The organism is Fictibacillus sp. NPDC058756, from assembly GCF_042746035.1.
Taxonomy (GTDB): Bacteria; Bacillota; Bacilli; order Bacillales; family Fictibacillaceae; genus Fictibacillus.
Map to the genome: position 1 here is coordinate 3,179,608 of NZ_JBHYPU010000001.1, position 25,664 is coordinate 3,205,271.

Sequence of the window (25,664 nt, forward strand, 5' to 3'; positions counted from 1 at the left end):
CGACTCAGCTTATGCTGAATCGCTTTTATTTTTTAAGCAGCTGTTTATAGAATGAACGTAATAGCTCTGCTTTTTGTTTGTTATTTGAAAAGTAAGCCTGGATTAGGGTTCGTACTTTATTATATTTATTCTGATAAGGATACCAGTTGATCTCTTTTTGCTTAAGTCCAGGATCTTTCATAACCGACATTTGACGGCTGAATGTGTATAATCCTTCATCTCCATGATATCTCCCGGTGCCGCTGCTCTTGACACCCCCAAAAGGAAGATGAGGATTTGCTACGGAAACAAGAACATCATTAATCACGGCATTGCCTGTAACAAGTTTTGACGTAACGCGGTTCGCTTTTCCACTATCTTTCGTCCAGACACTTGCATTTAAGCCGAATTCCGTACTATTCGCTTTTTGAATTGCTTCTTCCTCGGTAGAAAATGCAATGACAGGCATTACAGGACCAAACGTTTCTTCCCTGACAACCTTCATATCTTCTGTGATATTTGTTAAAATCATCGGCTCGATATACATGCTTTCCCCCCACTGATCGGGGTGTTTGCCAGTAAGCAATAATGCTCCTTTTTCAATGGCATCCAGCACATGATCTTTTACGATCTCTTTTTGATTCTGAAAAGTTAAAGAACCAACGTCTTCACCCATTTTCAGTTTTTTCGTTTCCTCCACAAGACGGTCTATAAATTCTCCATGAACCGAGCTTTGAACGTATACACGCTCCACTGACATACATACTTGGCCAGCGTTCGTAAAGGAGCCCCATATCGCACCATGAACAGCCCTTTTTAAAGGAGCATCTTCAAATACAATCATTGGATCCTTTCCGCCAAGCTCCAGCGTGTACGGAATAAACCTCTTGCTTGCTTCTATCCCGATTTTTCGTCCCGTTTCTACTGACCCCGTAAAAAAAATACTGTCCGGTGTCCCCGAAACAAGTTCTTGACCGAGTTCTTTACCGCCGTGCGCAACTTGCAGCAGGTTTTTAGGCAGATTGATTTCCCTTGCGATCTTTTCTATTAACAAACCAATTGTAGGTGTCACTTCAGAGGGTTTTAAAATCACTGAATTTCCTGCAATTAATGCGGATATAACAGGTGTCATGGAAAGCTGAAACGGATAATTCCACGGAGAGATGATTAAAACCGTTCCTAAAGGAAAATAATCCACATATGAAGATTTTCCTACAAAAAGTAGTGGTGTTGATACCCTTTTGCGCTTTAATATTTTTGGTGCGCGCTTTTCATAATGCTGCAGAATATCAATAACAGGCATAAGGTCTGCAGTCAAAGCTTCTGTCTTTACTTTTCCTGTTGCTGAACATATTTCTTCAACAATTCCATCCATATTTTCCAATAAATAATGCTTCATCTTCATTATAAAAGAAAGTCTCGTTTCCAATGAGCGACTGGACCAAAACTTATATGCAGCTGATGCTTTCTCATACATTTCAGGCACTTGCTGAATGTCTGTTTCAAGCCATTGATCGATCGTTTCGCCTGTAGCAGGATGCTTTGCAATCAATACGTTTTTCATGTTGCGCACCTCCTTTTATCAAAATATTCATACATCTTTTATCATACCTTTTTCAGGTCTTAATGTTTATTTATTTTTTACAATGTGATAATATGTCGATATACTTAAACATATAAACATAAACTAAAAGGAGTTAACTCATCATGAATAAAACAGTTTTAATTACCGGCGCTTCAAGCGGAATCGGATTAGAGTTTGCCTCACTTTTCGCTAAAGATGGCTATCAACTTGTGCTTAATGCTAGAAACGAATCAAGACTTCAAGAGATCGCAAATGAGCTAAAATCCAAGTATGGCGTAACAGTTACAGTTGCTGCCAAAGATTTGAGTATTCCCGAAAGTGCAGATGAATTATCATCAGAACTTGCCTCTGCTGGAATAGAAGTAGATGTGCTGATCAATAATGCTGGATTTGCAGCATACGGACCTTTTAATGAGACATTTTGGAAAGAAGAAAAAGATATGATCCAAGTAAATATTATGGCCTTAACAGCCTTAACAAAACAGCTTCTTCCCGGAATGATCAAACGCAATTCCGGCAAGATCTTAAATGTAGCCTCAACCGCAGCATTTCAGCCTGGTCCATTAATGGCTGTTTATTATGCAACGAAAGCATATGTACTCTCATTTTCTGAAGCAGTTAATTACGAACTAAGAAATACAAATGTGAGCGTGACGGCTCTTTGCCCGGGAGCTACAGCAACAAACTTTGAAAAAAGAGCAAACCTTGAGTCATCAAGACTATTCCAATCTGGAGCTATGGATGCCCGTGACGTTGCGCTTGAGGGATATAAAGCTTTAAAGGAAAAGAAATCACTAGAGATTCCTGGCTTTAAAAACAAAGCTTTAGCTTATTTGGTTCGATTCCTGCCTCGAAAGTCCGTTTTAGAAATTGTTCATTATGTTCAAGATAAAAAGTAAACTTCGCTAGGAACAGCCTGCTTTCAGGCTGTTCCTAGACTTTTATATCGACAATAAACAGTTCGAATTTAATTTTAATTTTATATCTTGAATGGCCGCATTTCTTTAGTGTAATATTACACTTATAGAGAACTTTTTAAAAATTAATCTGAATCCAGAAATACTTACATATACTTGTGGTGAGGTGGGGATAAGATGAACCAAAAATGGATGAGACATGAAGGACGAAAATGGGTTGAAGAGAAAATTATTACGCTTGACCAGCTTGATTTAATCGTTGCCCGATATCCAGATTCAAAAGAAATCAAAAAATCTACTGGCATTCTACCTGTTTTAGCAAGCATATTAATCGCACTCGGCATTTTATCATTTATCGCATCCAACTGGAGTGATATTCCTCCCCTAGCAAGGCTCGGTCTTTTGATTCTAATCATGATCAGTTTTTACTTAACCGGTGATAAATATCTTAAAAAAGGAAATGAAACGCTTGGAACTTCGCTCAATCTTCTTGGCATCGTGACCTTCGGAGCAAGTATTATTTTGTTAGGTCAAACTTTTCATCTGACTGCCACAGATGCAAGGCTTTTTGTATTTTGGAGCTTGCCTGCCTTATTCTATTTATTTAGAGACAGACACAAACTGTATTTCTTTCTTTTAGCTGTTTTAACAATAGGCGGACAGCTATACAGTATGGGAGAATTTGATACCTTTAGTTATCTCCTTTTCGCCGTCTTTCTGATAAGTATTGGAGGCTTTGTTTATTTATACCGAAGAACATTGGAAACATGGTTTTTTACAATTGGATTAAGTATTCAAGCATTCTTGTTAGTTAATATTGAAGATCTAAACCTGCTCTGGTTCTTCCTGTTTGGTTTTGCATTATATACAGCTAGCATATGGATAAATAAAACGTTGTTTAAACAATCGTTTAAACGAATGGGCTCTCTAATCGGGTTTGCTTATGCGTACGGTTTATATTTCACTCTTACAAATGAATTTTTATCAGATTTTGAATTCCCGAATACTGCATTTTATCTGCCAGCCTTGATCATTATTTTTGCTTTAGCCATTCTTAGAAAAAGAAAAGATAGCGTTAATCCGCCTATGTGGGAATTAATGATCTTTGTACCATATTTCTATTTGGCAAAAGTGGCAGATCCGCTGCTGACTGGTCTGTTGTATCTAGTTGTTATGTTTGCCTACTCTGGTTTTATGCTCGCAGAGGGTTACAGAAAAGAAAATCGTTCACAAATCAATTTTGGAATCGTTCTGTTCTTGCTTGTATGTTTAATGGGTTACTTTAACCTCGCATGGGCTTTCATGCCGAAGTCCGTGTTTTTCTTAATCGGCGGCATTTTGTTATTTATGCTTAATGGTTTCCTTCAGCGCAAGAAAAAGCAAATTTTGAAAAATGGAGGGCCGCATCATGAATAGAAAAAAAAGCTGGATCATAGCGGCTATCCTTCAAGTTGTATTTTTACTTTTAATCGCTGGGAGCTACTACAGTATCGATTATTTTGGCAAAGAGATCAAAATAAAAACCGTTCCGGTCGATCCAAGAGATATCTTATACGGAGATTACGTGACGCTTCGTTTTGATATCAGCACTGTTCCTGTTTCTAAATGGAAAGGTGAAACACACTTGTTAACAAGCAGACAGCAAACAGCATTTGTTGTGCTGGAAGAAAATAAAGAAGGTTATTATGAAGTTCATAGTGTTCATCCCGATAAACCTGCAGTAAACGATGACCAGGTTATTTTAAAAGGGAAAGCCGAAAGAATATGGGGAGATACAATTGAACAGATGCAGATTCATTATGGAATAGAACGGTATTATGTAGAGGAAAACACGGGGAAAACTTTAGAACAGCAAGCAAGCGATATGACTGTTACAGTAAGGATTGCACCCTGGGGAGCACATAAGATTACAGATATAAAGCCTCGTTAATTTAAAGCCTCTTTAAAAGGGGCTTTTTTTCTTCGGTTTAAGATTGCGTATTACGGGAAAATTGATAATGAGGTGAAAACAATGTCTGATACTAAAATAATTGAACTTAAAGATGTAATTAACGGCTGGGCTGGAAATCAGATTTCAATTCGCAAGGAAGAAACAGGCGATATTGACCAAATAAGAATTTCCCTGCAGAAAGCAACATTTGAACAGCGAGATGCAGCAGATGAATATTTAGGAGACCACATATTGTTTTTACATGGAACAGCTTATGCAGCAGAAGAAGGTATTTCAGTAGAACTTCCTGCAATCACTTACGAAATCCCAATTGATGGAATTACGGACATAAGACTTGATTCTGATATCGTGTCCTTTGAAACAAGCAGAGCTCAATATGTAGTAAATAAAAATTAAAGGGCTTCCCAAAGGTAAGGTGAACTTACTTTTGGGAGCCCTTTTTTTTAGTCTTGAATGCTTTTAGTCACATCTGAAAGTGAGTCAGCAGAAATAGCGATTTGTCCTACTGCATGGCTGAGTTCTTCTATTACTTCTGCCATTACTTCAACTTCATTTTCAAGTTTCCCGCTTCTCTCCGTGCTTTCATCCATTTTTGATAAAATCGCATTAAAGAAATCCGTTATCTCCGTAGCTTCAGAAACACTGTCATTAATGAAGTGATGGATGCTCGCTACAGATTCCGAGACAGCCTCAATCCTTTTATGAGTATTTTTCACAAGATCGGATACACCAGACACTGAAGTTTTAGTCTGGTCAGCTAATTTCCTGACTTCATGAGCAACAACCGAGAACCCTTTACCTGCTTCTCCAGCTCTCGCCGCTTCAATTGCCGCATTCAGTGATAGAAGATTGGTTTGTTCAGCAATAGCTGTTACGATATCGACCACATCATTGATTTTAACCGTTGCTTGTTCAAGGTTTACAAGCTCTGCAGAAATCTGTTCAGATTGCTCTTTTACTTTATTGATCATCTGCTGATGCTCTTCAAGTTTGTTTTTACCTGCTAGTGAGTTCTTCGAAACTTCTCCCGCTGATTCAGCTGTATCTTTTGCGAAAACCACAACTTCATCTGCTTTTGACGTAAGTTCTTGCAGCGCTGCACTAGTTTCCTCTGAGATGCTTGCCAGCTCTTCTACAGAATTCCCTACAGATTGCGTAATCTGCTGTTTCTGTTCCTCGTGGCGTGCTCTTTCTTTAATCTGTTCAAATTCAAAAGCTTCCAAAACAATCTGCTGCTCAAAATTCAAGATTTTCGTTACTGCTTTAACAGCTTGCTGGTATTCCACCTTACCTTCGATGTTCTTATCTAAAATGGAAAGAATGGAAAGGAGCATATCCTGAAACGAACAAATATACCATTTAGGCTGCAATCCTATTTTAAAGTGTATATGGGCTATTACTCTTCTTTGATCTACATAACTCTCATCAATGACACCATCGAACATTTCCTGGATATGTTTAATCAGCGTTACTTTCAAACGGTTGACTGAACTGTGTTTTTGAATAATTTGCAGAAGGCCAGGAACGTGTTCAATATTTTTATAAAACTGATCCACAATTCCCTCAATGTTTTCTGAAATTAAAGGCTTTAGCGACCGGATAAGAGACAGATCTTGCAGTGTAAGAGATATCATGTTTAGTTGCTTCTGCCACTCACTGTCTGCCTGCACATTAATTTTCACATCATGAATAAAATCATTAGGTAAATTCGTTACAGGTTTTTTTTCAGCTTTTTTAGTTAGTATGCTTAAGATTGAAGCCATAGTTATTTTCCTTCTTCCTTTATGATCACTTATTTAATTTAATCCAAAATTTAGCGAATCGATGTGACTTTTATCACATTTTGTCACTCCTATGTTTTATCGACAACAAATCGGGTATCTTCAAGTAAGCAAAAATAACTATTACTAAAATAATGAAACGAGGAGTGGTTCACATGTGGAAAAAAAGATGGGCAGCCGGTACTTTGGCTGCGATGTTAACATTAGGTGGATTAACTGCTTGCGGTGATGGCGTCGACCAGGATAACGGTGTAGATGACGGCGAACAAAACGATGAAATGGATGAAAAGAATAAAGAAGAAGGTTAAATACAAGAAAACGAGCTGACTCAACCTAAGTTGAACCAGCTCGTTTTTGCTGTTTACGGTACGTGTTCTTTTATTTATTACACGTTCGCTCAAGAATGGCTTATTACGCTCAGAATACGTCCAGTTACGCTCAAATTGCTCGAGCTACGCTCAAAACCCATCCCGTTTCGCTCAAAAACTTCTATTTACCATATCTACAGAGCAATTAAGCTGTTTTTTCAGCACGTTTTTCTGTCTTTCCTTGCTGAAGCTGATACATTTGGAAGTATCGTCCTTTATGCTCCATCAATTCATCATGATTTCCGCGTTCCACGATTACACCGCGGTCAAGGACGAGAATCTGGTCTGCACTCTTAATCGTTGAAAGACGGTGAGCTATAATGAACGTCGTTCTTCCCCGCTTCAATACATCCAGTGCTTCCTGAATGACCGCTTCTGTTTCAGTATCAATACTTGCGGTTGCTTCATCCAGTATTAAAATCGCCGGATTATAAGCGAGTGCTCTAGCAAACGAGATCAGCTGGCGCTGTCCTGAAGAGAGTGTGCTTCCCTTTTCAATAACCGGTTCATCCAATCCTTTGGGCAAGTTCTTAATAAAAGGCATCGCTCCTACATCCGTTAATGCTTTTTCTACTTGTTCCCTCGTAATCTCTGGATTATCAAGGCTTACGTTAGAAGCGATGGTTCCTGTAAACAAGAATGGATCTTGAAGTACAATTCCCATATGCTGACGCATTTCTTGTTTGGACAGTTCCATAATATCCTGATCGTCAATCGTAATTTTACCCTGCTTAATGTCATAAAAACGGAAAAGCAAGTTCATGATTGAACTCTTACCAGAACCGGTATGACCAACAAGGGCTACTGTTTCACCTTGATTTGCTTCAAAGTCAATATTTTTCAGCACAGGTTCTCCATCCACATAGCTGAACGTAACGTCCTTGAATGCTACATTACCTTTATAGCGAGTGATCTCGTTCTTCGTAACCGTTTGGCCTGGTTCATCCATTAATACAAAAACTCTCTCAGCGGAAACAAGTGCCTGTTCCAGTTGAGCAAGCTGATTTACCATCCCTGTAACAGGGTGGAACATTCGGTTCAAATAATCTACGAATGCATATAGCACACCGATCGATATGGCTGAACCTATCCCCAGCGCCTGACCTCCAAAATGCCAGATGAAGGCCATGAATGCAAGGTTCTTCAGGAATAACACTAGATTGTGTCCTGTCATGGCATTCAGGCTTAACAGTTTGTTTTGAAACGTGAAATATTCTTTATTCATTGTCTCAAACTCTTCTGTAGTTTCCTTCTGTCTCTTAAATGCCTGAATGATCGTCATACCGTTTATTGATTCGTTAATCATTCCGTTAATGTCACTCAGTGTTGAACGGATTTTATGATTATACTTTGATGCAAATTTCCGGTAAATCTTAATCCAAACTACCAGTATAGGTACGAGAATCAAACAGATCGTTGCAAGCTTAACATCAAGCAAGAACAATGCTGTGAAGATACCTGTCAGATAGATGATTCCCGTAAAGAAGTTTGCAAGTACGTTTATAAACAGCTCTTTTATCGCTTCAGTATCGTTTGTTATGCGAGAAACGATTTTACCTGCTGGCTGATTATCAAAATACGTGATCGCTACCCGCTGTACGTGGGCGAATACGTCCTGACGAATTTTTTTGATAACCAAGTTTGATGATCGCTGCAGCATATAGCGCTGACCGTACTGAAAGAATGCTGCGAATAAAAGCAGTCCTAAATAGATCATCATAAGCTTCATGATTCCTGCAATTTCAGGTTCATAAAAAGAGAATGTTTCATTGATACTCAGCTTATCCGCCGGGTAAGTTTCAGATTTTCCTTTATATGAAATCGTAACTTCTCCGTTTTTAGCTGATCGTTCACCGGTAATTGAAACAGGCTGATCAATTACAAAATATTCACGCTTAACCTGCACAACCCGTATTTCTTTTCCTTTATTTTCTCCCTGATCAAAATGATCACTTCGTTTATACCAGTTTCCATCGTACTTCACTGCCGCTTTTTCTTCTTGACTGACCTGATACCATGGCTTTTCAATACCAAGGATGTGATCATCAATCATTGTTTTAGCGATAAATGGTCCCGTTAGCTCGGCTGCAATTGCAACAGTCAGCATGAGCAATCCTAGAATGAAGTTCTTTTTATATTGAAGTGCGTATTGAAACAGGCGCTTTCCAACGTTCATGGCTACACCGCCTTATTATCATTTAAGTTTTGTTCAATCTGCTGGCGTTCGTGCTGCTCTTTATACCAGCCATCTCTTGCAATCAAATCCTCATGTCTGCCTTCATCCACAATCATCCCGTCATCAATAACGATGATCCAGTCTGCGTGTTCAACTGCAGATAATCTATGTGTCGTAATAAACGTCGTTTTACCCGCACGTTCTTTACGAATATTTCCGATAATAGCCGTCTCCGTTTTTGCATCAACTGCAGAAAGCGCATCATCAAGAATTAATATTTCAGGATCAACACAAAGTGCACGCGCGATAGATACACGCTGTTTCTGTCCTCCTGATAACGCTACACCTTTTTCTCCAACAAGTGTGTTTAAGCCCTCAGGCAGATACTCAACATCATTCTTAAATGATGCCATCTCCATAACGTGATTAAGCTTATCTGTATCGGCTAAACGATTACCGAACAAGATGTTTTCCTGAACGGTTTTAGAAAAAAGAATCGCATCCTGCGGTACATACCCGATCCAGCCTTGAAGATCCTCTAAGGCGATATCTTCAATGTCAACACCAGAGAAGCTGATTCTCCCTTCACCAGCAGGATACTCTCTCAGCAATTGCTTCAGCAATGTAGTCTTACCGCTTCCGGTACGCCCCACAATTCCGAGTGTTTCACCTTTCTTAACCGTAACGTTTATATCTTTTAAGTTATCAGACTCTGATGAAGGGTATCGGAAAGTGACATCCTCAAATTTAATCGTTCCCGGATCTGATAAAGGAACAAGATCTTCACCATTTTTAACATCTGCTTCGTACGCGAGCGTTTCATTTACGCGATCAAGGGAAGCACTTCCGCGTTCCATTACATTGATCAATTCGCCAACTGCGATCATCGGCCAGATCAGCATCCCTAAATAAACGTTGAAGGTAACAAGTTCTCCAAGGGTTATCGTATTATGGAAAACCATGTATGCTCCATAACCTAATCCGATCAAATAACTCATCCCTACAAGAATCTTAATCGTCGGTTCGAAAAGAGCATCGATCCTCGAAACAGCAAGGTTCTTTTCAAAAACGTCTTCCGTTACTTTATTGAAGCGTTCTACATCCGCTTCTTCCTGTACATAAGCACGGATTACACGGACGCCTTGAATACTTTCTAGAACCGAATCGTTCATTTCCCCAAAAGCATCCTGTGCAACCGTAAAACGCTGATGCACTTTTTTACCGTACTTCTTAATAATAAATGCAATAACCGGCAGCGGTATAAGAGCCGCAAACGTCAATTTCCAGCTGATCATAAAACCCATGACAAACAAGATCGTAAGCATGAAAAGACTGGAATCAACGAGTGTTAAAATACCGAACCCAGCAGTCATTGAAATGGCTTTCAAGTCGTTTGTCGCACGCGCCATCAAATCTCCTGTTCTATTTTTCTCAAAAAATGTAGGAGTCATTTTTAATAGGTGACGCATGAATCTTGAACGCATCGTCCGTTCTATAATAAAAGCGCCTCCAAAAAGCTGGTACATCCAGATGTACATCGTTATATACATCGATATCAGTACTGCTACAAAAATACCAAGAGTTTTCATCATATCTTCTCTAGTGATCGTACCCATATGAATGGAATCTATTGTATTTCCTATTAGTTTAGGAGGAATAATCTCAATAATTCCAACGCCGGTTAACAGAACGACCGCCACCGTATACCGTATCCAATGCCTCTTAAAAAACCAGGCTAACTTTCCTAAAACCGAAAACATATCGTTCTCTCCTCTCTATCTCGCTGTCTACAATTAAACAATTGTTTAAATGAGCTACCCAAAAAGTGTATGATCCTTGCGTTCTAGCCACACCATTAACACTCCATTTTCCATTTCCTTTACCTCCAGATTTTTTTGGGCTGTTTCAGTAAAACTTTGTTGCTCTTGAAAGTGGTTGATTTCCGCTCCAGGTTGCTCGCTTTCCACGGGGAATGCGGTGAGCCACGAAAGTACTGCTCCTGCGTCTGCGAGAAAATTCTGCTGAAGCGGGCTTCCTCGAGAAGAATACTCAGGTAGCTGGCACGCTGATCCCGTAGGAGTCTCACACCTTGCTCTCCAATCAACTTGCCAATGCAGAAAATGAAAGAAATGAACCAAAGCAACAATCTTTTAGGGAAGAGCCTTTATATATATTGCATAAGAAGAGCAGCCTCTTCGTGCAAATGAAAATAAAAAAGCATACCACTCGAAGGCGATATGCTTTAATAACCATAAAAAAACACACGTCACGACTGGAGTGACCTGCGTATTGAATATGTATAGAGATCGGACAAAACTAAGAGAAAGGAATCCTAATACAACTCTTCCGGCAGGCCATGATATGAAATTGTAGAGTCTTTGCCCATTGCAATACAGACCGTTAATTGAGAAACAATCATTTCTTTCACCATGACACAACCATCCTTTCCATAATTTTGTAGTTTGTAACTTTGGTAATCTTAACACTATTCTAATAACTATGTCAATTCATTTTAGATATGCTAAATAAAATAATTTATTTGTTAATATATGTCCTGAAATTTAAAAATGTGTGTCCAATTTTATAAATTATGAATACAAATAAACCCGCCACAATGTGACGGGTAATCTGTAAATATTTTTATGAAAACTGGCGAGTTAGGTTTGCCATCTCAATTGCAGAAACCGCAGCTTCCCAGCCCTTATTTCCTGCTTTTGTTCCAGCTCTTTCAATAGCCTGTTCGATAGAGTCTACTGTTAATACACCGAAAATGACAGGCACACCGCTCGTCATTGATGCTTGCGCTACACCTTTAGCAGCTTCGTTGCACACATAATCAAAGTGAGGAGTCGATCCGCGAATGACAGCTCCTAACGTAATAATGGCATCATAGTTTCCGCTGTCCGCCATCTTTTTTGCGATTAAAGGAATTTCAAATGCTCCTGGAACCCAGGCGATATCCACATCTTCTTCTGAAACCCCGTGTCTTTTGAAAGCGTCCTGTGCGCCAGAAACTAATTTATCTGAAATAAAATCATTAAAACGTCCTGCAACGATTCCTACTGTTAACCCTGATCCAACTAAATGTCCTTCAAATAATTTTGCCATTTTTGGTTCCTCCTGTTTTAGAAATGAAGCATATGCCCCAATTTGTTTTTCTTTGTTTTCAAATAGTCTTCATTGCTTTCATTGTGAGGCATCTGAAGCGCAATTCGCTCGGTAACTTCAAGGTCATAGCCTTTGAGACCTGCAATTTTTCTCGGATTATTCGTTAGAAGTTTCATTTTATTAATGCCTAAATCTTTTAAGATTTGCGCTCCGATTCCGTAATCACGCAAATCTGGTGCAAACCCGAGCTGTTCGTTCGCTTCAACTGTATCAAGACCTTCTTCTTGAAGTTTGTAAGCTTTCATTTTGTTAATGAGTCCGATGCCTCTTCCCTCTTGTCTCATGTACAATAAGACTCCGCGGCCTTCTTTCTCGATCTGTGAAAGTGCTGCATGGAGCTGCGGTCCGCAGTCACAGCGGTTTGAACCAAAAACATCTCCAGTCAGACATTCAGAGTGAACCCGCACCAGTACAGGCTCACCGTCGCTTATATCACCTTTTACAAGTGCAACGTGTTCTTTGTTATCCAATACATTGGAAAAGCCGACCGCTTTAAAATCACCATACTCTGTTGGAAGGTTGATTTCGACTTCTCTTTTCACCATTTGCTCGGTTTTGTTTCGGTATGTGATCAGATCTTTTATCGTAATCAGCTTCATATTGTGCTGTTTCGCTAATTCTACAAGTTCAGGAACACGTGCCATAGTCCCGTCTTCTTTCATAATTTCACAGATAACGCCTGCAGATTTGCTTCCCGCCATTTTTGCCAGGTCGATAGCAGCTTCAGTATGACCGGCTCTTCTTAGTACTCCACCTTTTTTACCGATTAATGGAAAAATATGACCAGGACGTTTGAAATCGGATGGAACCGAGTCCTCATTCACCAGCTCACGAACAGTGGCTGCTCTTTCTTGTGCTGATATTCCAGTTGTAGTTGATACATGATCCACACTAATCGTAAAAGCCGTGCCATGGGAATCTGTATTGGCTGCAACCATTGGCGATAAATCAAGCTTAACTGCAATTTCTTCTGAGATCGGTGTACATACTAACCCTCTGCCATGTGTAACCATAAAATTGATGGATTCAGCTGTTATCCCTTCTGCCAGGGCAACAAAATCCCCTTCATTTTCCCGATCTTCATCATCAACTACAATAACAATTTTCCCTGATTTTAGATCTTCAACAGCTTGCTCTATGGTGTGGAACATTGACTCTCCTCCTAAAATCCGTGCTCTTGTAAGAAATCAAGAGACAGCTTCGACTTTTGTTTAGTTTCTTCTTTTTCTGGAGACAGCATTCTGGATACGTATTTGGCAAGCATATCGCATTCGATGTTCACAAGATCTCCAGTGGTTTTCTTTCCTAAAATAGTATGTCCCGCGGTATGAGGAATGAGGGAAACCATAATTGAATTCTTCGTTACATCAAAAACAGTAAGGCTCGTTCCATCAACGCATACGGACCCTTTTAACATAAAGTACCTCATCAAATGATCAGGAAGAGAAATGGTATAGTAAATTGCATTCTTTTCTGGACGTTTCTCCGTGATTTCTCCGGTTCCATCTACATGACCTGAAACAAAATGGCCGCCAAACCGCCCCCCGGCAGCCATTGCCCGTTCTAAATTAACATGGTCACGATTGTTCAAAAGTTTCAAAGTTGAGGACCTGAACGTTTCAGGCATAACATCTACTGTGAATTGATGAGAGTTATATGATGTTACAGTAAGACATACCCCGTTGACTGAAATACTGTCACCAAGGTTTACATCCTGCAAAACTTTTTCAGCAGATATAGTAAGTACGATTGTTTCATTTCCTTTGTTAATAGACTTAATCGTACCCAGTTCTTCAATAATTCCTGTAAACAAAAACTTTACCTCCCTTGCTCGTTCTTTTTCAATATTCGCTGATCGTAAATGTGCATGAATCCGGGAGTTTTTTTGTAAAAGGCTGTTCTCGTAAACTTTGTTGTTTTTGGAAGATGTTGATTTCCGTTCCAGGTTGCTCGCTTTCCGCGGGCAGGCGGTGAGCCACATTCGTACGTTTCACTTTTAAGTGTCTCACCTGACCCGCTTCATAGAAGTATCCTTGCTCCTGCGTCTGCAAGTAAAAACTACAATGTGAGCTTCCTCGTCGCATGCCTAGCGAGAAGCTTCTCAGGTGGTAGGCACGCACCTTCCACTGCAATCTACTCTTCAATGAAGAACTTCAAAGCTCTCTGTAGCAACAATCTTTTAGAAAAGAACCTTGTAAAAAAATACCCCGAGAACGTAATCGCTCCCGGGGTTGTTGTTAAAAGTTATAACTAAATACACCTTTAAAATCACTGTTTTATTAAACAAGTGTTTAAAAGCATTCACGTTCCTTCTCCCATCCAGACTATACTGTCGGCTTCGGACTTTCACCGAATCCACCGTTTTTGCTTAAAAACAAAACCGGGTCACGGACTAAGAGGCATCCATCTACCTCATCACCGCCGGTTGGGAATTTCACCCGACCCCGAAGGACACTATTTACTTATGTACATTATAAGTAAACATTAGGCTGAATTCAAACATGATTGCTTTTACTGTCCAATTATTAATTTTTCTTTTGGATAATGGATGTGTTCAGTTGCTACTTTGCCTCGGATGATAAATAGGAAAGAAAGCATTCCTATTCTTCCAAGAAACATTAATATCATTAAAATTACTTTGCCGGTAGAGCTTAATGTTCCAGTTATGCCAACAGATAGACCCGTTGTTCCGAACGCTGAACACACTTCAAAGAACAAGTACTCGATCGGCATAGGATCTGTGATTGACAGAATAATGGTTGATGTTGTACACAGAACCATGGCAACAATGATTACGATAAATGATTTTTGTATATCTTCCGGGTAGATTTCCCGATTAAAGATTTTGATCGTATTTCGTCCTTTTGCATAAAAGAAAATCGCTAAAGCAGCTACTGCAAATGTTGTTGTCCTGATCCCGCCGCCGACACTGCTCGGAGAGGCTCCAATAAACATCATTACACCTAAAAAGAGCAAAGTCGGAACAGTAAACTCAGAAACGTCCATTGTAGATAATCCGCCGCTTCGGGTTGTTACAGACTGAAACATGGAATAGAAAAATGTTTCATGCCATGATTTACCTTCAAAAAAGGCATTCATCTCCAATAGGTAGATTCCCAAAGCTCCCGTTACTACTAGTAATGCAAACGTAATTGTTGTTACTTTTGTAAAAAGAGTAAATGTATAGCGCTCTAGATACTTTCTTTCTTTTATAAAGTTGTTGATTTCTACTAAAACCGGAAAACCGATCGCTCCAGACGTAATCAAAAACATGGTCACGATCTGAACAAGGTAATCGTGACGAAACGGAATCAGTGAGCTTCCCGTAATATCAAATCCAGCATTTGTTGTTGCTGTAACCGAGGCGAAGAAAGCATGGTACAGGACATCCAGTTCCGTATCATAATATGGCTGGAAAAGAATAAAGAAAAGCACGGTCCCCAAAATTTCAATTCCTATAATCAAAGCCAAAATTTGTTTCATCAGCTGAACAAGACCCGCTAAAGTCGACTGGTTTTGATCTGTCATGATCAGCTGCCGCTCTCTCATACCGATCCTTTTGCCAATCAGCAGCCAAATAGCAGTTCCTAGTGTCATTACACCGATACCGCCAATCTGAACAACAATAGCGAGCAAAACAACACCTGTATGATTGAATGTTTCAGAAATATTTACAGAAGTGAGCCCTGTAACACTCACAGCACTTACAGCTGTAAACAACGTATCAATAAAAGAAAGCTTTACTCCCTCTTTATGTCCGACTGGCAAACTTAATAGAATCGTAGCCGCAATAACGGACAATAAATAAAAGATTACGATAAGCTGAACAGAAGTTAAGAAATTCTTTTTTTGTTGTGTAGTTGCAGTATTGTTTTTAAACATAGTCTATTTTCACCTGTCGAGGGAATTTTTCTATACTCTTTGAAATAGTAACAATAGCATTTCCTTTTAACAAGGTGAAATCGAACATTTGTTAAAATATTTCAATCGGTTTCGTTTTCAGAAGTCATTCTCTTTTCTATTATGTTCATTAAAGATGAGGGTTCATCTACTTTTATTACTACTCTAGTAACTTTCTTTTTAAATCCATAAATGAGATCTGTCACTACAGGTTCCTTTAAAAGAATTTCAATTGATGGCTTTTCCGGGATAAAATCACTCACGAGTGCTTCGAAAGTGTATTTCTTTTCTGAAGCGGATATCGTATCCGGTCCTTCATATTTTTTTAGTTCCTTTATGGCTGTATAAGGAAGTGACATTCCCTTAAAGAAGCCGATATTCATAATGATAGAATCTTCCGTAGTGATTAAGGGGGTTTTCTTAACTGCCTGCATCTGGCCGAATAGGAAAAGCACTGAGTAGACATTGATAAAAAGCAGTACGAGAGAAAGCGTGTGGTCGATCTTGCTGAAGAAGTAGTGAAGTCCTACTGATTCGATGATAAGTGCATGGATCAGCATCAGATTAAGAGCGACAAAGCTTGTTTTTTTATGAAAAGTAAAAACCTCACCGGTCGTCAAAGCTGGTTTTCTCCAGGAGAACAAAGCATAGTACAACATCGTGATCTCACTGACAACAGCATCGAGCATACGGCTTTTTGCAAAATGAGAGTTAAACGCTTGTTTAATTTTTATCAGAAATGGAAGTTCATTCGGAAGCTTTCTGTACGACGCTTTTACTTTAGGAAACTTCCTTATAACTATAATTAACAAATACAGTTCAATTGAAACGAATCCCGCTTCTAATAGGAGTAAAGCTTTTGGGATCATGGATACATTCTCTAATAATGAATCTGGAATAATAAATGTCGCCAGCCCATAGCTTGCGATGGCTGTAAGGACAGTGAGTTTCCAAGAATATCTTTTACGAATAATAAAGTAGTATACAAGAAGCGGAATAACTAGAAGAAAATCAAACATGGAGCCTGCTACTACTAGATTTGGCACCGGCTGAAAGAATGGTGTCATGTACAAAACCATATTACTCCCAATTACTAATATACATAGAGCGAGAAACGGCACCCATTTAATTGGCTTAATAACAGCTTGGTTCATAAAATATTCCTCCTCACTTCTATTATACAATAAATACCAATCAATTCTTTTCATTCCAATTACTGTCACAAAACATACAAAAAGACCACTACGCACTAATCGGCGAGTGATCTTTATTAATGGAATTAGATGGCTTCTCTATAACAGGGATAAAGACAATCAAGCACATGAAAAATGCAATCAGTTCTAATCCAATGATGTACCAAGGGTGAGGACCCAGGAGATCCAGCAGTGAAGCACTGCCTGGCTTACTCATAAGAAACATATAATTCGTATTCAGCAAAAAATTAATTACATAGACACATGCTGCATAGAGATTGAGCCATAGAAACGACTTAAAAAATCTGCCCCACGATAATCTAAATGACTTTACAATCGCATAATACATAGCGGTCCAAACGATTAGACCATGTGCAAAAAAATATTGGATGAAACGAAAATGCCATGGCTGCTGATAGAGTTCAGGAGTGAGCAATCCTTGTAAGGCACCTGTAAAACCAAACAGATACACAAAAGCAAAAAGCTTCTTATTATCTGTTAACAGCAAGATCATGCTTAAAAGAATATTTAAACTGCAAAGCTGAAGCGGCAGATACAATTTCACTGTCCATATCTCGTTATATATTGCCCAGCACTGATAACCCGCTTCCGATAAAGCGAGACTGATCAAAAGGACATATTTTATCGAATGCATTTCTTTTATGCGAAACCGAAAGAGGTACATCAATATTACGATAAGAACGATAACTAGCAGGGTGAAGATATGTTCAGCGCCGAACATAACAAACCCTGACTCCCCTTCACTAAACCATTGCTTCATACACTCCCCCCTCAACGCTATTACTTATTGATATTCACAACCATTAGAGCATTTCCTTTAAAAAAATGGAAAAAATAATTGCATAACGTAACAGTGTTATGTTACATTAGTTTCAGAAGGAGGTTGAGCATGGAAAATTTAATCTCAAAGAAAGATCTTCTTGAAGCTGCAAACATTTCTTATGGCCAGTTATATCGCTGGAAACGAAAAAATCTGATCCCTGAAAACTGGTTTATACGCAAATCAACCTTTACAGGCCAAGAGACTTTCTTTCCAAAAGAAGATATTCTGCAGCGAATTGAAAAAATTAAGAATTTAAAAGATGATTTGTCGCTAGATGAACTTGCTGATATGTTCTCCCCATCCCCTACTATTACTTCCTTATCAGCAGAGGAATTAACAAAACGTAACATTGTTTCTTATACTGCTTTAGAAATGTATAACAATCATCATGGCAACACTCCCACTTTCTCCTTTGATCAATTATTAACCATATACTTACTAGATACCCTGCTTCAGACTGGTGAAGTGAACCGCTCAGAGGGAATGGAACTTCTTCACATCCTTCAGCAACATTCGAACGAAATAAAAGGCAAGGAAAGCGAACTTGTTTTCATTCGAAAGATGGGTGTATCTTTCTTTATCCTCACACCTGAACCAGCTAAGCTGTTCGTAGAATCTCAAACAAAAATTATCGCCCATTACAAACTGAATCAATGCATTGAAGAGTTAAAATTAAAGATATCATAAACGTTGAGGAGGAATAGATATGGAAAAAACAAAACAAAGAAACATTAGCATTTCAGGTTCAGGTACTGCTGCTGGTGGCGAATATGATCAAGTGAAAGTTAATGGGTCAGCACATATAAACAGTGATATTCAGTGCGAAGTTTTCAAATGTAACGGAAGTGCACATATAGAGGGAAATATTAAAACTGGCACTGCCAAGGTTAATGGTTCTTCCCATATTGAAGGAAACATGGAAGCTGAAGAAATGACCATCAATGGAAGCACTGATATTGACGGAAATTTAACTTGCAGCGAAGTGAAGATTCAAGGCTCATCTAATATTAAAGGTGATCTAAAAGGAAAAGAAATCATCGTCAGAGGATCTGCTTCAATTAAAGGCAATGTGTCTGGGGATGAGATAGATGTTAAGGGACAAGTGAAAATTGGCGGTGACTGCGAGGCAGAATCCTTTAATGCCCGCGGCAATTTTAAAATCAATGGTCTTCTAAATGCCGGAAACATCGACATTGAGCTCCTGCGTCTTTGTGAAGCAAAAGAAATAGGCGGTGAAAATATCATCGTAAAAAGGAACATTGATTCTTCCGGTTTCAAAAAACTCATAAAATTTTTTATTGGTCAGCAAACAGATCAACTTACTGCAGATGTTATCGAAGGTGATCATGTATCCCTTGAATACACACATGCAAAAGTAGTTAGGGGCAATACGATATCGATTGGCCCGGGATGTGTTATTGATCGCATCGAATATAAACAAAGTCTTGAGCTGGACGAAAATGCTAAGGTAGGCGCGCAAGAGAAAATCTGATAGAAGCATTCATTAATGCAAGCATAAATTTCATGGGGCGAGCATAAATCCCCCAGGGCCAGCATAATTCTCAATCAAATAGATCCTCATAATCAAAATGGCTGCCACTCAGGTTGATTTATACACCTGTTTAAGGGCAGCCTTAATTTTTTTACTATTACACCCTACTGACTACCCGCAGTAACCTTCAAACCAATAATTCCTGTAATAACAAATGCTAAAAATACAAAACGAAGCACGGTTTTCGGCTCACCGAAAAGGACAATTCCTAAAATAACTGCTCCAGCTGCTCCTATTCCCGTCCAAATCGTATAAGCCGTCCCGATCGGCAGAACTTTTGTAGCTTGTGACAAATAATAAAAACTGATGATCATTCCAACTACGGTTACAACCGATGGCCACAATCTAGTGAATCCATTCGTATATTTAAGCCCTATCGCCCATACGATTTCAAAGATACCTGCAACAAACAAATATACCCAAGCCATGATAGCCCTCCTAAAATAAATAAAGCCCAGAAAGATATATGATCTATATCCTCCCAGGCTTTTATCCCTCCGTGTACACAATGTATCCATTGTGCGCTTTCTCTCGGACCAGACCAGTGAACACTCACTGCGGAACCCTAGAAAACTATTCTCCCTATATTATTGAAAAAAACTTTATGAGTGTCAAGAATCAACTTGCTGTTTTCATGGTAAATAATGTATAGATTTCACCTGCTTATCAAACATTATTAAGAATAAGGCAGGTGAGATCATTGGATACAACAAAAATAGAAATTCCTATTTATCAAAATCTTCAAGACAATGAAGAGTATATCCGTAATCTGTATAAAAACTGTGATGATATTAAAATTCGAAATTTCCAATTCGGAAGAAATTATAAACAAGAAGCTTTTGTTGTACACTGTGACTTTCTTGTTCAAGAAGAAAAGTCTAACTTGCTTCACACGATCATTAAAGATATGCCGGATTTCGAAGCTCACCCTCCCTTCAGTTACTATCGTCAAATCAAGAATTTCTTTGAAAACAAAGGAATAGCTTTAAGACCTGTCATGCTCTCTCCCACTATGTATAAAAAATGAAATTGAACTTGAGAATCAGGATCTGTGATGCAGTCTGCGGTAACCTTTTTCTTTGGCTTCCTCCCTTTTAATCAGAATGTAAATGACTTTAACACACAGGATTTTTCCTTTTCGATTTGATCACTAAATACTTTAATAAAAGTCCTTAACGACGAGGAAATCTCCTTTTCCTTTTTCAACTGTACTAAGGCACTTTCCCTATATAGTTTAGGAAACCTCTTCACAGACAATGAAACAAGAGTGCCTTGCTTAATATCATGAGAGACCATTGTTTCTGTCAAAAGAGCGACCCCCATCCCGCTCTTCAGCAAATCATAAGCTGTCTGCGGCGGCACTTCAAAATCACTATCGCTTCCTATCATATCTCTTTGAACTCTTTTTGTTTCAACACTCCAGTCTACTAATAAAAAAGGATCTGCCGTTTTTCTTAAATCACTTATCTCAATTTCACCTCTATGTGCTAAAGGATAGGCAGGGTGAGTTACTAAGACTAATGGTTCTTTAATGTGCAATAAACTCTTCAACTCAGTATTAAAGAAAGGATATGTCATGATACACAGTTTTACATAGCCTTCATACAGCATTTCTAACAACTCCTGATTATGACCAGTATGTACGATAATTCCTATGTGAGGATGCGTTTTATACAATGTTGCCAGTGCAGAAGAAAAATAATGAGCAGCAAGCGTCGGCAATGTTCCAATCGCTATTTTTCCACCTCTACCTTCTTTCGCAAGCTTTGCCTGCTCCATCCCTTTGTTTAATGTTTCAATGGCTTGCTGCGCAAAAGGCAGAAATGTTCTTCCTAATTCCGACAACTCCAGCTTGTTCCCTCCCCTTTTGAAAAGTTCACCGCCCACTTCCTCCTCTAAGTTCTTGATACGTATACTGATTGTCGGCTGAGAAATATCCATCATTCTAGCAGCTTTACTGAAACTACCGTGGCGAACAACATGTTCAAAAGCTAATAATTGATTTATATCCAAATCATCACCTCTATTAATATTTTTAATAAATCATATAGTCTATATTATATTGTTTAATATTCGTTGTTATCTTACACTTTTTCTGAATATACGAAAAGAAAGGGTGTTTACTTTGGGTTTTCATAGAGTCTTTAAAAATCCTAACTTAGTGATTTTATGGGTAAGCCAATTATTTTCTGCTATTGGTGATCATTTGTATGTGGTAGCAATAACGTGGATCGCAATAAAAGAATTAGGTGCCTCAGCAGCATACGTAATTGGGGCGGGTACTTTCTCCGCTTTGTTTTTTGGTATTTTAGGCGGAATTTACGCAGACCGGTGGAACCGTCACAGAACAATGATTTTAACGGATATCCTGCGTGCATTATTTGTTGGTCTGCTCCCTCTCATTGAGTGGTACTCAACACTTAACGTTTGGCATCTCGTAATAATCAGTGTAATTGTATCCGGATTGGGGACCTTTTTTAATCCTTCTCTTCAGGCAAGCCTGCCATCTTTGTGCAGGGATTCAGAAATTCTTCAGCAAACAAATGCGTTGATGGATACAACGCATAGGCTGGCTAGGATTTTCGGACCGGGTTTAACGGGAGCCTTCCTTGCGTTCATGCCTTTGCCTCACTTTTTCACGTTAGATGCTGTCACCTTTATCCTTTCAGCCATCGCTCTCGTTTTTATTAGAAAAGCATTTATTCAGATGAATGATATGAATGAGATTAAACATGTACAAAAATCCCCCATGATAGATTTCAAGATAGCTATCTCACTATTAAAAAATCATAAAGTCCTTCTGTGGGCATTAATAAGTCTTGGAATGGTTAATTTATGCTGGAGTGCTGTCTATATGGTAGGTGTTCCTCTTTTTACAGAGCGAATCTTAAAGGAAAGTGCAGGAGCATTCGGTCTCATTGGCGGAGCGTACGGTATCGGAAATTTGTTGAGCCTCTTTGCAGTCGGTACATTGAAAAGAAGCATTTTATTCATGTATGCCGGCCACGTTATTTTAGGTGCAGGTTTTTTTGTGATTGCTTCAGCAGAGTCTCTTTCGGTTGCTTTAATGGGAGCGGTAATTGCGGCGTTTGGCAGTCCAATGGGTGACATTATGCTGTTAACTATGATTCAAACTGATTTTCCCGAAACCCATATCGGAAAAATTTATAGCTTTCGTGCGCTAATCGGGGGGCTAGGTCTCGCTATGGGTACTTTTATCGCAAGCTTTGCCTATAAAATAGCCTCTATCCCTTCGATTATGATTATTTTTTCAATGATGATTATCGCCGTCGGAGCTATCGGAATCTTTCGTATTCGCATGATATCTTCTCTTCACATAAAGAACGCTTCCTGACATTTAGTGTTAAACTAAATGAAGGTATTTACAAACTTTTATGAGGTGGAAAATATGCTAAAGCTTGATACTTTATCACAAAGATTTGAGAACTTTTCAAAACTTGAATGTTCTGGGTCAAGTGATTTGTATGAATTCTTGTCTTTAAAAACAGCAAATGACAATGATCTGCTTCTGCTAAGTACATATGCCCGCGAAGGACAGCCTGCTCCAAACCTCTTATTCGGTGCTGTTCATTATCTTTTATTGACCGGAACACAGCATGAATTAATGGATTTTTTTCCTAGCCTGACAAAACAACCTAAAAAGGCTGCAGATTCCTATGAAGCGTTTAAAAATTTCTGTTTGAAGTACCGTGATGAAATTATCTCTTTACTTCAAACAAAACTCGTACAAACTAATGAAGTAAGGAGATGCGGGTATCTTTATCCATGTTTTTCTTATCTTCATGCTAAGGCGGAAAAACCTCTAGCAATAATCGAAATTGGAACGAGTGCCGGGTTACAGCTTTTTTGGGACAAATACCGCTATTCTTATAATAATGGTAAAGTCTATGGAGCCAATGAATCTAATGTTTTAATAACGTCTGAGTACAAAGGCGAAAAAGTTCCCCCCTTTTCACCAGATAGTCCGCCTGTATTCCATCGTTTTGGCCTTGATTTACATATAAATGATGTGAAAGATCCTCAAGATAAACAATGGCTTGAAGCTTTAATTTGGCCTGAGCATCATGAACGGAGAGAGTTATTCAACAAAGCAGCATCCTGTGTAAATAAAAAAGGTGCAGTCTTTATCGAAGGTGATGGCGTTTCGCTGCTTCCTGAAATTATTAAACAAATTCCAGAAAGTTCAATGATCTGCGTTTTCCATACACATGTTGCTAACCAAATTCCTGATACACTTAAAACACATCTGCAGGAAACCATACGCAACATCGGACAAATACGTGATATCGCCCATATCTACAACAATATGTGGGACCGTGAACTGCACATCGATTCCTATGTGAATGGCATAGAAAAAACTGAAATTGCTGCTGAAACTGATGGTCACGGACGATGGTTCACTTGGAAGATATAAGCTTAAATTAAACAACTGTTTAAAAAAGGCAGCCTCTTTCAGAGACTGCCTTTCGTGTTACACTTCTCTTTTTTCAAGCTGGCCGCTCCATGCTGTTAAAAGAACTGCACCAAACACCATTACTCCGCCAATCCATGGAGTATGAATGATTCCTATTGAATCCACAATGACTCCTCCAACAAAAGCTCCTATTGCGATACCTAGGTTAAATGCAGCGATATTAATTGCAGATGCTACATTAACAGCTGAAGGGACATATATCTCAGCTAGTTTTACCACATACACCTGAAGACCAGGAACATTCATGAAAGCTAGCAATCCTAAGAAGAATATCGTAATTGTTCCAGCTATCTTATATGGCGCAGTAAACGATAAGATAACAAGGACAATCGCCTGGACAACAAACATCCAGAACAAAGCTTTTACAGGATTTTTATCTGCAGCTTTACCCCCAATTGTATTACCGATCGCAACTGCTATTCCGTAACCTAATAAAATAAAGCTGACTGCTTTAGGAGCATAACCGGTCACATCTTCTAAAATCGGTGCTAAATAAGTGAAGGCGACAAATGTTCCGCCGTAACCCAGTGCTGTTATGGCAAAAGCAAGCAGCAATCGTCCATTTTTAATGACTTTCACTTGATCCTTCAAACTTGCATGCGGTGCTTCTTTTAAATTCTTTGGTACTAAGATTGCACTTGCGATAATCGCCACTACTCCTAGAAGCGCTACTGCCCAAAACGTTGCTCTCCATCCAAAGGTTTGTCCAATGAATGTACCTAAAGGAACTCCGGTAACTGTTGCAACGGTTAATCCCGTAAACATAAAGGCTATTGCACTTGCACGCTTATGCTCTGGAACTAAATCAGCGGCAATTGTTGCCCCAATTGAAAAGAAAACGCCATGAGAGAAAGCTGTAATAAAACGCGCAACCAGCAGCAAACTAAAACTAGTAGAAAGAGCTGCAACGCTGTTCCCTGCTATAAAAACAATCATGAGCAGCATAAGCAATGTTTTTCTATTCATTTTATTCGTTAAAGCTGTAAGAATAGGAGCTCCAAACGCAACACCCATTGCATAACCAGATATTAATAATCCCGCTAATGTGATGGATATATTTAGATCACTGGCTAATGATGATAATAAACCTACTGGCACAAATTCTGTTGTTCCGATTCCAAATGCTGAAATCGCTAATGCTAATAATGCTGGAAAACCGCCTTTTGTTTTTGCGGAATCCGCTTTTACTGCTGCTGTATTCATTTATAATGCCCTCCATTAACTTTTGTTTAAGCCATGCTAGCTGGTCAACTGGATGACTTGATGCTATTATGTTTCATATACAAACTTTAAGTAAGTACGCACTTTAAAGTAATGTAGGCACCAAAAAGTAATAATTGAATAATGGAGGCTTTAATCTCATGAAAAAATATAATATCCCTGTTGAAGCTGCACTCGAAGTAATTGGCGGAAAATGGAAAGTGGTAATCTTATGCCACCTAATAAAAGAAAAGCGCAGGACTGGGGAGTTAAAAAGATTGATGCCAGGTATTACACAAAAAATGCTGACACAGCAGCTCCGAGAATTGGAAGAAGACGGCGTGATTCTGCGTGAGGTGTATAATCAAGTTCCCCCGCGTGTTGAGTATTCGTTAACGGACTATGGATGGTCATTAAAAAGCATTCTGGATGCACTTTGCGCTTGGGGAGAACAGCATATTGAGAAAACGTACCCTGACAAAGAAAATGTTTTAGTTAAACCTGTAGAGATTAAGCAAATATGACATAACAAACGGCAGCCTGAACGGCTGCCGT

The 25,664-nt window shown here is 39.0% G+C and carries 24 protein-coding genes and 2 riboswitches; of the genes, 11 read left to right on the forward strand and 13 right to left on the reverse strand.

Annotation, left to right across the window (positions count from 1 at the left end; translation table 11 throughout):
• Positions 1–25: 25 nt before the first annotated feature.
• A complete protein-coding gene (locus ACFW35_RS16315) occupies positions 26–1,543 on the reverse strand; it encodes an aldehyde dehydrogenase family protein (RefSeq protein WP_379847216.1) in 1,518 nt (505 codons plus the stop codon).
• A gap of 143 nt (positions 1,544–1,686) precedes the next feature.
• On the opposite strand from ACFW35_RS16315, the gene ACFW35_RS16320 reads away from it, so the two are divergent.
• From ACFW35_RS16320 to ACFW35_RS16335, 4 genes are all read left to right on the forward strand, one after another.
• The gene (locus ACFW35_RS16320; protein ID WP_379847218.1) at positions 1,687–2,463 is read left to right on the forward strand and encodes an SDR family NAD(P)-dependent oxidoreductase; all 777 of its coding nucleotides are present in this window, start codon (positions 1,687–1,689) and stop codon (positions 2,461–2,463) included.
• Positions 2,464–2,658: 195 nt separating this feature from the next.
• Complete coding sequence (locus ACFW35_RS16325) at positions 2,659–3,897, forward strand: DUF2157 domain-containing protein (protein ID WP_379847219.1); 1,239 nt, start codon at positions 2,659–2,661, stop codon at positions 3,895–3,897.
• The gene (locus tag ACFW35_RS16330; protein WP_379847220.1) at positions 3,890–4,411 is read left to right on the forward strand and encodes a GDYXXLXY domain-containing protein; all 522 of its coding nucleotides are present in this window, start codon (positions 3,890–3,892) and stop codon (positions 4,409–4,411) included. The genes ACFW35_RS16325 and ACFW35_RS16330 overlap by 8 nt, the downstream gene beginning before the upstream one ends.
• A gap of 81 nt (positions 4,412–4,492) precedes the next feature.
• Positions 4,493–4,828, forward strand: coding sequence for a hypothetical protein (locus ACFW35_RS16335; RefSeq protein WP_379847221.1), 336 nt, complete (start codon positions 4,493–4,495; stop codon positions 4,826–4,828).
• Between the two features lie 47 nt (positions 4,829–4,875).
• Here ACFW35_RS16335 and ACFW35_RS16340 read toward each other — a convergent pair whose 3' ends face one another.
• Entirely contained in the window at positions 4,876–6,195 is a 1,320-nt protein-coding gene (locus ACFW35_RS16340; protein WP_379847222.1) for a protoglobin domain-containing protein, read from the reverse strand.
• Between the two features lie 173 nt (positions 6,196–6,368).
• Here ACFW35_RS16340 and ACFW35_RS16345 point away from each other — a divergent pair, with 173 nt between their 5' ends.
• Entirely contained in the window at positions 6,369–6,521 is a 153-nt protein-coding gene (locus ACFW35_RS16345) for a hypothetical protein (protein WP_165389501.1), read from the forward strand.
• Between the two features lie 205 nt (positions 6,522–6,726).
• Here ACFW35_RS16345 and ACFW35_RS16350 read toward each other — a convergent pair whose 3' ends face one another.
• The 8 genes from ACFW35_RS16350 to ACFW35_RS16385 form a co-directional block, all read right to left on the reverse strand.
• Positions 6,727–8,757, reverse strand: coding sequence for an ABC transporter ATP-binding protein (locus tag ACFW35_RS16350; RefSeq protein WP_379847223.1), 2,031 nt, complete (start codon positions 8,755–8,757; stop codon positions 6,727–6,729).
• A 2-nt stretch (positions 8,758–8,759) separates the two neighbouring features.
• A complete protein-coding gene (locus tag ACFW35_RS16355; RefSeq protein WP_379847224.1) occupies positions 8,760–10,517 on the reverse strand; it encodes an ABC transporter ATP-binding protein in 1,758 nt (585 codons plus the stop codon).
• Positions 10,518–11,397: 880 nt separating this feature from the next.
• Positions 11,398–11,865: a 6,7-dimethyl-8-ribityllumazine synthase gene (gene ribH, locus ACFW35_RS16360; RefSeq protein ID WP_379847225.1), complete on the reverse strand. Its 468-nt coding sequence runs from the start codon at positions 11,863–11,865 to the stop codon at positions 11,398–11,400.
• Between the two features lie 17 nt (positions 11,866–11,882).
• Positions 11,883–13,076 (reverse strand): bifunctional 3,4-dihydroxy-2-butanone-4-phosphate synthase/GTP cyclohydrolase II, encoded by a 1,194-nt coding sequence (locus tag ACFW35_RS16365; protein ID WP_379847226.1) that lies wholly within the window; start codon positions 13,074–13,076, stop codon positions 11,883–11,885.
• An 11-nt stretch (positions 13,077–13,087) separates the two neighbouring features.
• Positions 13,088–13,738 (reverse strand): riboflavin synthase, encoded by a 651-nt coding sequence (gene ribE, locus ACFW35_RS16370; RefSeq protein WP_379847227.1) that lies wholly within the window; start codon positions 13,736–13,738, stop codon positions 13,088–13,090.
• Positions 13,739–14,228: 490 nt separating this feature from the next.
• A riboswitch (FMN riboswitch) is annotated at positions 14,229–14,381 on the reverse strand.
• 55 nt (positions 14,382–14,436) lie between these two features.
• Positions 14,437–15,807, reverse strand: coding sequence for a TrkH family potassium uptake protein (locus ACFW35_RS16375; protein WP_379847229.1), 1,371 nt, complete (start codon positions 15,805–15,807; stop codon positions 14,437–14,439).
• Positions 15,808–15,908: 101 nt separating this feature from the next.
• The gene (locus tag ACFW35_RS16380) at positions 15,909–16,979 is read right to left on the reverse strand and encodes a hypothetical protein (RefSeq protein ID WP_379847230.1); all 1,071 of its coding nucleotides are present in this window, start codon (positions 16,977–16,979) and stop codon (positions 15,909–15,911) included.
• A gap of 88 nt (positions 16,980–17,067) precedes the next feature.
• Positions 17,068–17,799 carry a TIGR02206 family membrane protein gene (locus ACFW35_RS16385; RefSeq protein WP_379847232.1) on the reverse strand — a complete coding sequence of 244 codons (732 nt, stop codon included), beginning with the start codon at positions 17,797–17,799 and terminating at the stop codon, positions 17,068–17,070.
• A 129-nt stretch (positions 17,800–17,928) separates the two neighbouring features.
• Between ACFW35_RS16385 and ACFW35_RS16390 the strand changes: the two genes are divergently transcribed.
• Together ACFW35_RS16390 and ACFW35_RS16395 are read left to right on the forward strand one after the other, a co-directional pair.
• Entirely contained in the window at positions 17,929–18,549 is a 621-nt protein-coding gene (locus tag ACFW35_RS16390) for a YhbD family protein (RefSeq protein ID WP_379847234.1), read from the forward strand.
• Positions 18,550–18,568: 19 nt separating this feature from the next.
• A complete protein-coding gene (locus ACFW35_RS16395) occupies positions 18,569–19,354 on the forward strand; it encodes a polymer-forming cytoskeletal protein (RefSeq protein ID WP_379847236.1) in 786 nt (261 codons plus the stop codon).
• A 164-nt stretch (positions 19,355–19,518) separates the two neighbouring features.
• Here the strand turns inward: ACFW35_RS16395 and sugE are convergent, their stop codons facing one another.
• Positions 19,519–19,842, reverse strand: coding sequence for a quaternary ammonium compound efflux SMR transporter SugE (gene sugE / locus ACFW35_RS16400; protein WP_379847238.1), 324 nt, complete (start codon positions 19,840–19,842; stop codon positions 19,519–19,521).
• A gap of 48 nt (positions 19,843–19,890) precedes the next feature.
• Positions 19,891–19,994: riboswitch (guanidine-I (ykkC/yxkD leader) on the reverse strand.
• 120 nt (positions 19,995–20,114) lie between these two features.
• On the opposite strand from sugE, the gene ACFW35_RS16405 reads away from it, so the two are divergent.
• Positions 20,115–20,441, forward strand: coding sequence for a hypothetical protein (locus ACFW35_RS16405; RefSeq protein WP_379847240.1), 327 nt, complete (start codon positions 20,115–20,117; stop codon positions 20,439–20,441).
• 71 nt (positions 20,442–20,512) lie between these two features.
• Here the strand turns inward: ACFW35_RS16405 and ACFW35_RS16410 are convergent, their stop codons facing one another.
• Positions 20,513–21,427: a LysR family transcriptional regulator gene (locus tag ACFW35_RS16410; RefSeq protein WP_379847241.1), complete on the reverse strand. Its 915-nt coding sequence runs from the start codon at positions 21,425–21,427 to the stop codon at positions 20,513–20,515.
• A gap of 112 nt (positions 21,428–21,539) precedes the next feature.
• On the opposite strand from ACFW35_RS16410, the gene ACFW35_RS16415 reads away from it, so the two are divergent.
• Both ACFW35_RS16415 and ACFW35_RS16420 read left to right on the forward strand, forming a co-directional pair.
• Positions 21,540–22,769 (forward strand): MFS transporter, encoded by a 1,230-nt coding sequence (locus tag ACFW35_RS16415; RefSeq protein WP_379847243.1) that lies wholly within the window; start codon positions 21,540–21,542, stop codon positions 22,767–22,769.
• Between the two features lie 54 nt (positions 22,770–22,823).
• Complete coding sequence (locus tag ACFW35_RS16420; protein WP_379847244.1) at positions 22,824–23,849, forward strand: DUF2332 domain-containing protein; 1,026 nt, start codon at positions 22,824–22,826, stop codon at positions 23,847–23,849.
• A gap of 57 nt (positions 23,850–23,906) precedes the next feature.
• Here the strand turns inward: ACFW35_RS16420 and ACFW35_RS16425 are convergent, their stop codons facing one another.
• Positions 23,907–25,112 (reverse strand): MFS transporter, encoded by a 1,206-nt coding sequence (locus ACFW35_RS16425; protein ID WP_379847246.1) that lies wholly within the window; start codon positions 25,110–25,112, stop codon positions 23,907–23,909.
• Positions 25,113–25,270: 158 nt separating this feature from the next.
• On the opposite strand from ACFW35_RS16425, the gene ACFW35_RS16430 reads away from it, so the two are divergent.
• Positions 25,271–25,633 carry a winged helix-turn-helix transcriptional regulator gene (locus tag ACFW35_RS16430; RefSeq protein ID WP_379832610.1) on the forward strand — a complete coding sequence of 121 codons (363 nt, stop codon included), beginning with the start codon at positions 25,271–25,273 and terminating at the stop codon, positions 25,631–25,633.
• Positions 25,634–25,664 lie beyond the last annotated feature (31 nt).